This window comes from Paenibacillus sp. BC26 (assembly GCF_900116125.1).
Lineage (GTDB): Bacteria > Bacillota > Bacilli > Paenibacillales > Paenibacillaceae > Paenibacillus_Z > Paenibacillus_Z lignilyticus.
The window spans coordinates 706,531-719,860 of sequence record NZ_FPAD01000001.1; the positions used below are offsets into that span (position 1 = coordinate 706,531).

Consider the following 13,330-nt stretch of genomic DNA (forward strand, 5'->3'; position numbering starts at 1 on the left):
TTGCGCCAAGAGCAGGTGCATTCATGGTCCTTCGAAATCTTATTATTATGCTATTTCTCTTCTCCTTGGCGGTTTTAACCTACGATAGCTTGCCGTATTTTCACTTCTCGGTCTATCGTCCGGTCGCCATGTTTCCGATGTTCGCAGCGTCGTTTCTGCTGTTGTTCTGCGATTTCCGGTTCAGGCCGGGAGACCTCTTCTTTATCGCATTCGTTATCTACAGCATCGGGCATTCCTTGGTGGCCGCGATTGGCTATGAAGATGCGGGCAGCAGCCTGAAGCATGTCATTACGCTGTTGTTTGGCCTATCGATGTACAGGGTGTCCGTCTATATCGCCGAAGAAACGAAGACGGATCCTGCCTTGAAAGGATGGATCGCCAAGAGCTTGTTAATCGGTTTTATCCCGCCGGTGGCTTTCGGGTTCATACAGCTCGTGGATGCGCTTGTTCTTCACAGCGGATTCTCCTTGCCTCTAACCGGGCTGTTCTCGGAGAAGGTGTATCGCGGACGTATTCAACTGCTGTCCGGTGAGCCATCGTGGGGAGCCATTCATATGCTGAGCGGCGGCATTCTGATGTTTTACCTGTTCAAGCAGGGTTTCCGCAAACATTTGGTGCTGCTGATCGGTACGGCGGTGCTGCTGGTGTTATCCTTCTCGGCTTATGCCTACAGCGTATTGCTGACCGCGCTGCTCATCTACGTGCTGATAACGAGCAAGAACCGGGGAAAAATGCTGCTTGTGCTTGCGGCATGCGTTCTTGTCGTAGGGGTAGGGGTTCCGTTCCTGTTAGAAGCTTTCCACGTCAGCGGTTACTTTACGGACCGGTTCCAGTTTGATTTCAATTCCCTGATCAAGACCGATAATTCGTTTTTCATCCGGGTTGTTTTCCCGGCTATCGGTTTCTTGGAATTCGCACACCACCCGCTCTTCGGCGTTGGGGGAGGATTCTATTACAGGGATTTTGCGGAACTATTGCTGAAGAATTTCAATGATGGTTTGGTGTTCAAAGAGGTACATGATCTCGTCTTCGACACTCCTGAGATGGCAACGTCACGGAATTTGTTGTCCAAAGTGTTCGCAGAGGAAGGTTTGATCGGTGCCGCGCTGTTCTTCGGCTTTATGTTCTCCGCCTTAAGAAGCGCGGGTGCGAGTCCTTACGCTAAATTCGCTTTTGCGCTGTGCGTTTCGCTCGTCATGAACTTCGATTCCTATTCCTTTGTGAACTTTTGGCTGTTGATCGGGTTCATCCGAGGCGGTTTTTTCAATGAACAGCCGGCTGCCGTGGCAGTAGGAAGCGTGATGCAGCGCATGAAGGGAATGAAACGAATTGCATGAGAATCTTAATTGTAAATAGTTTATACACGCCGTACATCATAGGCGGCGCGGAAATATCGACGCAAATCTTAGCGGAATCGCTGGTCTCCGCCGCTGAGGTTCATGTCTTGACGGTTGGCGGTCAGAAGCGAAGCGCCGGTGTGTACACGGAAGTGATCAACGGCGTCACCGTGCATCGGCTGCCTTATAACAATCTGTACTGGATCGGCGAGCCTCAGGGACGCGGAACATTGATGAAAGCGGCACGCAGGATGATCGATCTTTACAATCCGGTGCAAATCAAGACGTTCCGCAGCCTCTTGTCAGCGATCAAACCGGATCTGGTGCACACCCAGAATTTATCCGGGCTTGGCTCGGGGATCTGGTCAGCTTGCGCCGAACAAGGCTTGCCTGTGGCGCATACGCTCCGGGACTATTCGCTCCTCTCGCCGGTCAGCTCGCCCATCAAGAACCAGGCGTTAGCGCGTGTGTATCACTCGACTTCGCTTGGTTACAGCAAACGGGTATCGGCGGTTGTCGGAATTTCATCCCATATTCTAAAGCGCCATACGGATGCGGGATTGTTCCCTAATGCTGCAAAGCTGGTCATTCCGAACGCCGTGGACGGCGCTATCGAAAGCGGAGCGAAAGACTTTCAGCGCGAGCCGCTGCGAATCGGTTATTTCGGGCGAATCGAAGCCGAGAAAGGCGTGCGCGAGTTCATCGACGCCATCCGTTTCCTGCCGCGCAAGATGGTAGAGCAAGTGATGATTTGCGGCGATGGGGGATTGAAGCAGCAGCTTCAGGAGTTGTGCAGCTCCGATGATCGGTTCGTGTTTACCGGCAAAGTTACACCGGAAGAAGCCCGCAGCCATATGGGACGCGTCGATGTTACGTTTGTCCCTTCCATATGGGAAGAGCCTTTCGGACGGGTCATCATCGAGTCCTATCAGGTCGGAACCCCGGTTTACGCGTCGGCGGTCGGGGGAATTCCGGATGCGGTCTGGAATCCGGGTGAATTTCTCTTTGCTCCGGGGAGCGCGGAAGCGATCCAAGCCAAAATCATCGCGTTCCATGCTTTAAGGGGCGACGAGAGAAGACGGATTGGAGAGCAGTGTCTGAAGCATTGCCGTAACTTTACGACGCAATCGCTGTTGGACAAACACCTCAATCTCTATGAACAAATTCAATATGGCCAGCATGAATATGCGCTGGCAGGGGTGAACGGGAGATGAGCACCATGAGCAAGTCGACCGTTTACATGTGGCCCAAAGCGAGCCCGGACAATAAATACAGCGAGCTGCTGACCAAATCGATTGAGCAGGCAGGACTGCATGTCGAGCATTATGACAAAGAAACGGTGCTGAAGCCGGGCAGCGGGGACATCGTCCACATGCATTGGCCGAGTAATTCCTATCAGCATGCATCCGGATTGGCATTGACCGTCGTGAAGTCGTTGTTCTTCGCGCTCCTGCTGCTCTATTACAGGGTCAGAGGCGTTCGCTTGTTCTGGACCGTTCACAACATTTGGCCGCATTCAGGCAGAACACGCTGGGACTACATCATGCGCAAGTATATTTTGACCGTTTGCCATCGGGCTTTTGTTCTGAGCGAGTCGGTGAAGCAGGAAGTTGCCGGCGTGTTTGGGATTTCGCCTGGGAAGCTCGTGGTTACGCCGCATGGCCATTATGTTGGCGCCTATCCGGGTACAGGAACGGATATCCGCCGGAAATTCGGGATCGCGCCGGACCGGTTCCTATTCTTGTTCGTCGGTCGGATCAATCCGTACAAAGGGGTTGATCGACTCGTGGAGGCGTTCGCGTCACTGAATCATGAGCATTGCAGTCTGCTAATCGCAGGAAGGGTCGATAAGGGGTACAGCCTGGATTTCATCGACGCCTACAACAGCGATGGAGCCATAAGCGTTTATCCGCAGTTTGTGGGTGATGATGAACTGGCCGACTACCTGCAAGCGGCCGATCGGGTCGTATTGCCTTACAACCAAATCACGACATCCGGGAGCGCGATTCTGGCTTTATCCCATCGTAAGCCGGTTATAGCGCCGAATCTTGGCGCGCTCGGTGAGTATGTAACAGGCGAATGCGGCATTCTGTACAATCCGGAGGATCCTGACGGCTTGCGCAATGCGCTTCGAAAGTCCATGGACATGGATATGAAGCAAACGGAGAAGCAAATTGAGGCCAAGCTGCGAGAGCTCGATTGGAGCCGGATAGCCGGTAAAATGATCCCTATTTATAGCGGTACAAAGCTGCACGAGGTGAAAGCATGAAAGCGACGATAGCAATTTGTACACATAATCGGGCAGCAGATGTGAAGGAAGCGCTGCTCAGCCTGCTGCAGCAAAGCTGCAAACAACCTTTCGAGGTCATCGTGATCGACAATCGATCCACCGATCATACCAAGCAAACGGTATTGGACTTCCGGAACATGGTCGATATTCAGGTTCGCTACGTGTATGAGGAACGACTTGGTTTATCCGTCGCCCGGAATCGTGCGATCCGCGAGGCAAGAGGCGAGATCATTCTCTTCTTGGATGACGATGCGAAGGCTTCGAAGGACTGGCTTGCCGACATCATTGACTTGTTCGACGGGGATCCGATAATCGGCTGTGTCGGCGGCAAAATCGAGCCCGCATGGGAAGGCAGCCCGCCAAGGTGGCTGTCCCGAGATAACCATTCCCTCTACAGCATATTGGATTATTCGGATGACATTGTGGAGATGAAGGAGCCGGCGATTCCGTTCGGAGCCAATGTTGCTTTCCGGATGTCGGTATTCGATACGATGGATGCCTTCCGCGAGGATCTCGGCAGAGTGGGAAGCAATTTGCTCTCCAGCGAAGAGGCCGAACTGATTGCGCGTATACGTACGCAGTATTCGGTCTACTACACGCCTCATGCTTCCGTGCTGCACAAGATTCCGCAAAGCCGAATCAGCCGGAAGTGGCTGCTGCGGCGCATTTATTGGCAAGGGGTCAGCAGCGCGGTGTCCTCGAAGCAAAAAACGGGGATCATCATGAAATCGCTCGTGAAGCTGCCGATCTTTCTCGTGCTGACGATCTTGTTCCTGTTCGATAAACGGCGAATATTCCGGAATGTCAGCAAGATTATTTATAACAACGGATTGATCAGCGGCGTGCTGCGAAGCTACCAGCTGAAGCGAATCTAACCTTTGAGGATGTTTTGAATCATGAATCAACTAGCTGCTACAAGAGCGGGAGCAGGCCGCAGCGTATTCCGAACGATCCTGCATACCAGCGTCGCCAATCTGCTCATTATGGTGTTAAGCACTTTAACCTCCATCGTGACCGCACGATTGTTCGGCGTCGAGGGGAAAGGGATGTTCTCGGCTATTCTGTTCTGGCCGACTTTGTTGGCCGGGCTTGTCTCATTCGGGCTTCCGACCTCCCTTATTTACAACATGAAGATTCATGCGGGGAAAGCGGCAGAGTACATCCGAGCAGGATTCATGTTTCAGGTGCCGGTCAGCGTACTTGTCGGCATTATTGCCTGGATCGGCCTGCCCGTCTGGCTCGGTAACTATCCCGATGACGTCATTCGCACAGCCCAGTGGTACACGATCTTGACATTGCCGATGCTGCTGGCTGTCAATCTGCTGACGGCACTCACGCAAAGCATGGATAAATTCGTGCTCTATAACGGACTGCGCTTATACGTTCCGCTTAGCAATCTGCTGGGACTGCTGGTCTTGTGGGCGATCGGCAAATTATCGCTGCACGGCGCCGCATTCGTATTCTTCTGTACGAGTTTGATGGTCATCTTCTGGGCGCTGTACCGGCTGCGGCATGAATTATCGTTCAACTGGCTGCGCAAATTCTCGGATCGTATCGTGCTGGGAACGCTGTTTGGCTACGGTGGACGAGTGTTCGGCGTAGAGCTGCTCGGCACGCTGTATTCACAGTGCGACAAGCTGATTATTTTAACGCTGCTAACGCCGAGGGATTTCGGGCTCTATACGGTCGTTTATACGTTATCTCGCGTGTTCAATGTCGTGCAGACGGCCATTTCGAACGTTATTTTTCCGAAGGTGACGGGGCTCAGTCAGGACAAAATAATCGCTTCCGTCGGCAGAGCCTTCCGGCTGTCCTTCCTGCTCATGACCATCGCGGTTATTCCGGGAATGCTCATCGGCCATTATTTGCTGGGCCTCTTGTACGGAGAGCAGTTTCTGGAAGCCGGCACGGCGTTCTACCTGCTGTCCCTCGAATGCATCATCGGCGGAGGTTCATGGATTCTGGCCTCTTCCTTCAATGCGATGGGACGCCCCGGATTGGTAGCGATGCGGCAAGCGATCGCGCTGGCCATCACGGTCGGGTTGTTTTTCATCCTTACGCCGCTTTATGGCTTGAACGGCATCGCAATTGCTTTGCTGCTCGGCGCGGTTATCCGCATTCTGATTACGATCGCAGCGATGAGGATCGTGTTCAAGGTTCGCATTCTCGGCATTCTGTATGACAAAAGCGATCTGCGCTTTCTATACGAGCACATCTCGCGAAGAATGCAAACTTAGGAAGGCGGCATCACCGGCATGAACATAAGCAACAGAAGCATCAAGGATTACTTCAAATTCGGGTATCGCGTATTGCTCGGTGCGTTCTTTCGGAGGCATGTCGATCAATGCGGGAAGCTGCTGCGGGTAGGCGGAAGCATGACGGTGTCGAAGGCCAAACGAGCCAAGCTCTTCATCGGCGACTACGTCATCCTGCACAAGCATACCGGATTTTACTTGGATTCCAACGAGGCTGTCATTGAAATCGGCGACCACACGTTCATTAATCGAAGAACCGAAATCAGATGCAAGAAGCAGGTAACAATCGGCAGTCACTGCGCCATCTCGTGGGATGTCACCATTATGGATACGGACTATCACAGCATGGAGGGCAGCTTGGCGACCAAGCCGACCATTATCGGCAATCGTGTCTGGATCGGCAATAAGGCGATTATTCTGAAAGGGGTCACGATCGGGGAAGGCGCGGTTGTGGCTGCAGGGTCGGTTGTGTCGAGAGACGTGCCAGCCCACACGCTTGTCGCAGGCGTCCCCGCGAAGCCCATCAAGAAGAACGTGAAGTGGACCAAGTGACGGAGCTTGTTCAAAAAGCGCGGAAGGCACATCGCTTAACCCTGCAGCCTCGCTTTTTGAACAAGCTCGAGAGAGAGAGAGAGAAGAGACACGGAGGAGACGGATGAATGGAAAGCGTACAGTTTGCTCATCCGATGGATGAGCTCAAGGACCGGCTTCGGCAGATTTTGCAGGTGATTCCGCCCCATTCCAAGATCTATTACCTGGACTATCCGGTTCATGGTAATGGTGGAGATCTGTTGATCATGAAAGGCACTGAAGCGTTCTTCAAAGATAATCATATTCGCGTTATGGCGCGTTACAGCGTGCTTGATTTCCCAAGCGGCGTGAAGATTCCGCAGGATCATATTATCGTGCTGCATGGCGGCGGGAACTTCGGTGATCTGTATCCGGCTCACCAGAGGCTGCGCGAGCAAATCGTGTCCGACTATCCCGGCCATCGGGTAGTCATGCTGCCGCAGACGATTTTCTACAAGAGCGAGGCGGAATTCAACCGGACGGCAAGTATCTTCAATCAGCATAAGGACTTGCATCTTTATGTCCGCGATACCTTCTCGCAAGAGATGGCTACCGTCAAATTCAAGACCTGCCATGTCTACCTGTCTCCGGATATGGCGCATCAATTATGGCCGATTCGGAGCCAGACGAACCCGGATAAGGAATTGCTTTGTTTCCTTCGCATCGACATCGAGAAGACGGCAGAGCAGGAGCGGCTTGAAGCTTCGGGCCAAGGCGACTATCTGGATTGGGCGACGCTGTTCAGCGGATTTGAGCAGAAATCGATTCGCGCGATTTTCAAAATGTCCGCAGCAAGCAACGGGAAATTGCCTGTAAGCATGATTTGGGGCAAATACACCGACTATCTGGTGAACAAAGCCGTTAACCGGTTTAGTAAATACAAGAAAGTGCAGACCTCAAGGCTTCATGGACATATTCTGTCTTGTCTCATGGATAAGCCGAACATCCTGCTGGACAATTCCTACGGAAAGAATTCCAGCTACTATCGCACCTGGACGAATGGAATAACCTCAGCGAAGCTATTGGCGCAGCAGACGAGCGCAGAGAGAGTTTGACTCCGTCAAACTCCCTATTAGCAATAGCTGAGAGAGTTTGACTCTCGTCAAACTCCCAATTAAAGGAGGTATATCATGAAAGTCGTATTGCTTTCGGGAGGATCGGGGAAACGGCTGTGGCCGTTGTCGAATGACGCCCGGTCGAAACAGTTTTTGAAAATCTTGAAAAAAGACGATGACCGTTTGGAGTCCATGATACAACGAGTGTGGGGGCAGATCGGTGAAGCCGACTTGCAGAAACATGCTTACGTCACGACGAGCAAACCTCAGGTAGAGATGATTCAAAGTCAGCTTGGGAATGAAATCAACTTGATCGTCGAGCCGGAACGAAGAGACACATTTCCTGCGATCGCGCTTGCAGCCACTTATCTCTACTCGGTCGAAGGCGTGAGCCTTGACGAAGCGATTGTCGTCATGCCGGTAGATCCCTTCGTTGAGATCGGCTTCTTCGAGAAGCTGAAGGAGTTAGAGCAGGTGCTTGCCAGCTCCGATGCCGACTTAGCGCTGATGGGGGTTAAACCGACATATCCGTCGGAGAAATACGGGTATATCATTCCGAAGCAAAGCGACGACTCCGCTCAAACGTTCATGGATGTTCAGAGCTTCCGCGAGAAACCCAGCGAAGCTGAAGCTATAGAGATGATTCGTCAGGATGCGCTGTGGAATTGCGGTGTTTTCGCATTCAAATTGGATCTGATCATTAACATTCTGATCGTGAACGGGCTGCCGATTCAGTACGAAGAAATGTTGAAGCAGTATAGCAAGCTGCCGAAGATCAGCTTCGACTACAAAGTGGTGGAGAAAGCGAATCGGATAGCTGCCATTCAATATGACGGGTCCTGGAAGGATCTTGGCACATGGAATACGTTGACGGAGGAAATCGAAACCTCGCTGATCGGCAAAGGCATTATTACGGCAGATTCGATCAATACCCATGTCATTAACGAGCTGGAAGTACCGATTACGCTGCTCGGCTTGTCCGATGTCATTGTTGCGGCGAGTCCGGACGGCATTCTTGTGGCAGACAAAGCATCAAGTCCGCAGATCAAGGATGTCATGAAACATTCGGAGCAGCGCCCCATGTACGAAGAGCGGCGCTGGGGACGCTATCGGGTGCTCGATTACGTGACTTATCCGGATGGCCGGGAAGTGCTGACCAAGCGGATCTTCATTTCCGAGGGAAGCAATCTGAGCTACCAATACCATAGTCTTCGGGACGAGGTATGGACGGTGGTTGCCGGACACGGGGAAATGGTGCTTAACGGCAAGCGATTCTCCATTACTACCGGGGACGTCCTCCTGATACCGAAGGAAAACAAACATAGCCTGCGTGCGCTGGCGGATATCGAAATCATCGAAATCCAAACCGGTTCGCAGCTGATTGAAGAGGACATTGTAAGGCTTGAACATGATTGGAACGAAATTATGCAGCTCTGTACGAAATAACGAAGCGAATGCTCTCGCTGCTGCGTTTTCTCCGAAAATTCGAAGGAGTTGTTGAAGATGAACATCACGGTTATCGGTGCTGGTTATGTCGGGCTTGTATCGGGGGTTTGTTATGCGGAGCTTGGCAATCAAGTCATCTGCGTAGACAAGGATCAAGCCAAGCTCGATATTTTGCGAAACGGAGCTATACCTATTTACGAACCGAACCTGCAGGAACTTTCGCTTAAAAATATGGCTGCCGGGAAGCTGAGCTATACGTCCGATCTGCAGCGCGCGGTTCAGCTGTCGGATATTGTGATTATCGCGGTCGGGACGCCTTCCTTGGCAAACGGCGAAGCGGATTTGTCTTACATCGATCAGGCTGCCGACGAAATTGCGGAAGCGATGAACGGATATAAGATCATCGCCGTGAAGAGTACGGTGCCCGTCGGAACGAACGAACGCGTGCGAGATCGGATCCGCCGCCTGACGAGCGAAAAGTTCGACAGCATTTCGCTGCCGGAGTTCTTGAGAGAGGGTTCGGCCGTCCAGGATACGCTTCATCCGGACCGGATCGTCATTGGTGCCGACAGTCAGAGTGCCGCAGACACGATGGCCAAACTGCACGCGCCGCTGACGGATCAAATCGTGATGACGGACATTCGCAGCAGCGAGATGCTCAAGTATGCCTCCAATGCTTTTCTCGCTACGAAAATTTCGTTCATTAACGAGATTGCGAACATCTGCGAGAAGGTGGGCGCAGACGTGACCCAGGTCGCCCAAGGAATGGGATACGACAACCGGATCGGCCATTCGTTTCTGAAAGCGGGCATCGGCTATGGAGGCTCGTGTTTCCCGAAGGATACGCGGGCGCTGATCCAAATTGCCGGCCATGTCGATTACGAATTCAAATTGCTTCGTGCTGTCGTCGAGGTCAATCAGGATCAGCGGTTCAAAATGATCCGAAAACTTGAAACGATATTTGAGGGCAACCTCCACGGCAAGACGATCGCCATCTGGGGATTATCCTTTAAACCCAATACCGACGACGTGAGGGAATCTCCGGCACTCGAGATCGTTCAGCATCTGGTGAACAGCGGGGCAGTGGTGAAGGTTTATGATCCCATCGCAATTCCGAACTTCCGCCGTATGTACGGCAAGAACGGCGTGGTTTGGTGCGAAGGAGCATTGGAAGCGGCAGCCGATGCAGATGCGCTCTGCCTGTTGACTGAATGGGATGAATTCATTCACGTGGATCTGAATCAGCTGCAAACAGTACTGCGAAAGCCTATTCTGATTGACGGCCGCAACGTGTTCAAAGAAGAAGATTTGGCGGGTACGGCATTCATTTACTATTCCATCGGCCGCCCCAGCTTGAATCAAGGCGTCAAGGAGGAAGTATTGGCTTTACATTACTAAAGGATGAAGAGGGCCTTTATTGTGAGAAAAAATGCTTCATTGCTGTTGTTATATGGGCTGCTCGGCTGCTTGATACCGTTATCCGCTACGGGAGATGCCGCTCCGCTTTCCTACTATGAGATTGAAATCGACCATCTGCGAGATTGGAAGCAGGTATACAAGCATTCCGATACGCTCTTTCTGACGAAGGCTCCGGGCGAAACCTCGGATCCGACCCGAGTGAAACGCAGCGGCGTTTCAGGTGAGAACATGGTGTACAAGGCGGAAGGTTATCTCCGGTCCTTCGCGGTTTACGCGTACTATCAGCCGAACGGGAGTAAGACCTATGACCATCCGGCATTCTACATCTCCAAAGACGGCGTGACCTATATCAAGGTCATACCGGATAGGCACGAAGTAGACAGCGGAGCGGTAAACATCGTGTATGAATCGAGAAAGTTCCCGGCAGGCACGAAGTTTCTCAAAGTCGTCTACCAGGGCAGCAGTATCGCAAGATCGCCTGCCATCGGGAAGGTTGTACTAAACGGACCTTCCAGCGCAGACACCAGCGTGCCTTCGGGGACAGTGCCTTACGGCCGAATGGTTATGCTGAACCAAGGCGAGAAGGGTGAAACCATCTATTACACAACCGATGGCAGTGACCCGAGGACATCGCTGACTCGCATGCATTACAGCTCGCCAATTGCAGTCGTTCAAAATTTGCTGCTTCAAATAACGGCTGTTGGCCATTCAAGCACGGGCCAGTCGGCAGCGACAGGCGTATCGACTTATCGATATGTGCCTGCTCCTCAGTTGGCGCCGCCGGTTGGGTTAATCGATCCGCTTGATAATTTCAAGCTGCTCGCCAATCGCGCCAATCTGTATGTAGCCAGTAACCAACCGGGCTACTTCGATAACGACAAAGGCCGGCTCGCGCGTACGACGAGTGCCCCCGGCAGCATGGTGTACCATACGGGTTACGACATCCAATCGTTTACGGTCTACAGCAGCTTTTTTACCGGTAACCCGCTGGAGGAGCATCGATTGTTTGTCTCGTCGGACGGAAAAGACTACAAGCAAATTCCCGTGACGATCAACCCTGTCGGCTATCCGACGGGAAACTGGCAGCAATACGCGTATGAAGCTTCGGGATTGCCCGAACATTCGAGGTATTTGAAAATCGTGCTGCTCGGTTCTAAAGCCTGGTCGCCTCAAGTTTCGAAGGTTGTCATTAATCAGAACACGGCTTCCGTGAAGCTGGCCACCTCCCGAAGCGAATCTTCGGTGAAGACCGAATTGACCTCGATTACGAAAGGTGCGCGCATTTACTATCGATTAAACAAAGGGCCGGATTTCGTGTATTATTCGAAGCCGCTCCAGCTTCAAGGGTATAACGTGCTGGAAACGTACGCGGTGAAAGACGGCTGGCTGCCAAGTCCAATTCGCAAGTTTACGGTGAACGCGAGCAGCGAGATCCTTGTCGATCGGTTCGGTCAAATGAAGACTGCGAATTTCACGGGTAAAGTGACCGATGAGAAAGAGCTGGCAGCGGATGCGGCGGCAGATGCTGCTTACTACGGAAGTTTGAAGCCGCCGGGAGGCCGCGATCCATACGGCGGACTTGCCGGCAGCGCGAAGAAATACAATTTGGCTGCCAAGGGTTACTTCGCGATCCAGCGAATGGGTGAGCGCAAAGTGATGACGACGCCGGATGGGAACCTCTATTTCAGCTTAGCCGTGAATGGCGTGACGGCCAATGAAACCTACACCCGGATCGCCGGGCGGGAGCAGAAATTCGAATCCGTTCTCCCGAATCAAGGCGTCAACAAAAACGCTTATATCGGCAAGGATAACTATTCGTTCTACGTGGCGAATGTTTTCCGGAAGAAAGGCGTGTTCCCGACCGAGCATGCGATCTACTCGGAAGCGGTAACCCGGCTTCCCAAGTGGGGCTTTAACGGCGTAGGCAATTATTCGCCCGAGAAATACGGCGAGGATGGCAAGCTTCCGTACGTAAGGATGCTTCCGCTTAACGGAATGGCATGGGCTCGAATCAATGGACTCTCGTTATTCGATATCTTTGCTCCGAATGCCGCAGAGCAGATCGATAAAGCATTCAAGAATGCGCTCACGCCGAACAAAAATGATAAGAATCTAATCGGTTATTTTATCGATAACGAATACGACTTTCACAAATTTTATACGAATGTGCCCAAGCTCAAAGCGAGCTCGGCTGCCATGAAAGGGAAATTGGTCCAGAGGCTGAAGGATAAATATCAAACCATCAGCTCCTTCAACGCCAATTGGAAGACGACATTCAAATCGTTCGACGAGATGAAGGAGGCGGAACTGCCTGTTTCAACCTCCCAATCATGGCGCGATATGGAAGCCTTCTTCGACTACTATCTGGATACGTTCTTCGGAACCGTGTCACGTGCATATCGGAAATACGATCCGAACCATCTCCTTCTGGGAGATCGATGGATTACGACAACGTTCCATAATGAGAAAATCAGCAGCGCGCTCGCCAAAGCGGAAGGCAAATACGTGGATGTCATCAGTATCAACTATTACACCTATAAGCTTGAACCCGATCTGTTGAAGAAGATTTACGATCTATCCGGCAACAAACCGATTCTGTTCAGCGAATTCGGTTATGGGACAAGCGAGCAGGGGCTTGCGCCTCTCCTTCCGAACTCCGCAGTGAACCAGTTCCAAAGGGGCATGCGCTATCGGAATTACGTGGAAGGTGCAGTCACGCTGCCTTATGTAGTCGGTGCACATGTGTTCAATTACGTGGATCAAGCAGGGCTTGGCAGGTACTGGCAGGGCGAAGGAGGCGAGCATTACAACTCCGGCCTGGTCAATGTCGCGGATCGCCCTTACAAGGACTATCTGAAAGCGATCATGGATACGAACTATGACATCTATAAGGTCATGCTCGGGGAGCGCGCGAAATTTTATTATGATTTCAATAAAGGCTAAGATGATTGCTTCGCA

At 52.1% G+C, this 13,330-nt stretch carries 10 protein-coding genes; all 10 read left to right on the plus strand.

The window, feature by feature from the left end; translation table 11 throughout:
• Positions 1 to 23: 23 nt before the first annotated feature.
• The 10 genes from BM412_RS02995 to BM412_RS03040 all read left to right on the plus strand — a co-directional run bounded on the left by BM412_RS02995 (position 24) and on the right by BM412_RS03040 (position 13,315).
• Positions 24 to 1,337, plus strand: coding sequence for an O-antigen ligase family protein (locus BM412_RS02995; protein ID WP_091213763.1), 1,314 nt, complete (start codon positions 24 to 26; stop codon positions 1,335 to 1,337).
• On the plus strand, positions 1,334 to 2,551 hold the full coding sequence (locus BM412_RS03000) for a glycosyltransferase family 4 protein (RefSeq protein WP_091213766.1): 1,218 nt from the start codon (positions 1,334 to 1,336) through the stop codon (positions 2,549 to 2,551). Before BM412_RS02995 ends, BM412_RS03000 begins: the two co-directional genes overlap by 4 nt.
• A 5-nt stretch (positions 2,552 to 2,556) precedes the next feature.
• A complete protein-coding gene (locus BM412_RS03005) occupies positions 2,557 to 3,606 on the plus strand; it encodes a glycosyltransferase family 4 protein (RefSeq protein WP_177245634.1) in 1,050 nt (349 codons plus the stop codon).
• On the plus strand, positions 3,603 to 4,502 hold the full coding sequence (locus BM412_RS03010; protein WP_091213771.1) for a glycosyltransferase: 900 nt from the start codon (positions 3,603 to 3,605) through the stop codon (positions 4,500 to 4,502). The genes BM412_RS03005 and BM412_RS03010 overlap by 4 nt, the downstream gene beginning before the upstream one ends.
• Before the next feature lie 21 nt (positions 4,503 to 4,523).
• Positions 4,524 to 5,864, plus strand: a complete 1,341-nt coding sequence (locus BM412_RS03015) for a lipopolysaccharide biosynthesis protein (protein WP_091213773.1) — start codon at positions 4,524 to 4,526, stop codon at positions 5,862 to 5,864.
• Between the two features lie 18 nt (positions 5,865 to 5,882).
• Complete coding sequence (locus BM412_RS32745; protein WP_177245635.1) at positions 5,883 to 6,434, plus strand: acyltransferase; 552 nt, start codon at positions 5,883 to 5,885, stop codon at positions 6,432 to 6,434.
• Between the two features lie 107 nt (positions 6,435 to 6,541).
• Positions 6,542 to 7,507: a polysaccharide pyruvyl transferase family protein gene (locus tag BM412_RS03025; RefSeq protein ID WP_091213775.1), complete on the plus strand. Its 966-nt coding sequence runs from the start codon at positions 6,542 to 6,544 to the stop codon at positions 7,505 to 7,507.
• A gap of 75 nt (positions 7,508 to 7,582) precedes the next feature.
• Complete coding sequence (locus tag BM412_RS03030; RefSeq protein ID WP_091213778.1) at positions 7,583 to 8,953, plus strand: sugar phosphate nucleotidyltransferase; 1,371 nt, start codon at positions 7,583 to 7,585, stop codon at positions 8,951 to 8,953.
• A 57-nt stretch (positions 8,954 to 9,010) separates the two neighbouring features.
• Entirely contained in the window at positions 9,011 to 10,351 is a 1,341-nt protein-coding gene (locus BM412_RS03035) for a UDP-glucose dehydrogenase family protein (RefSeq protein ID WP_091213780.1), read from the plus strand.
• 21 nt (positions 10,352 to 10,372) lie between these two features.
• Positions 10,373 to 13,315 carry a chitobiase/beta-hexosaminidase C-terminal domain-containing protein gene (locus BM412_RS03040; protein WP_256256094.1) on the plus strand — a complete coding sequence of 981 codons (2,943 nt, stop codon included), beginning with the start codon at positions 10,373 to 10,375 and terminating at the stop codon, positions 13,313 to 13,315.
• The last annotated feature ends 15 nt before the right edge of the window (positions 13,316 to 13,330 follow it).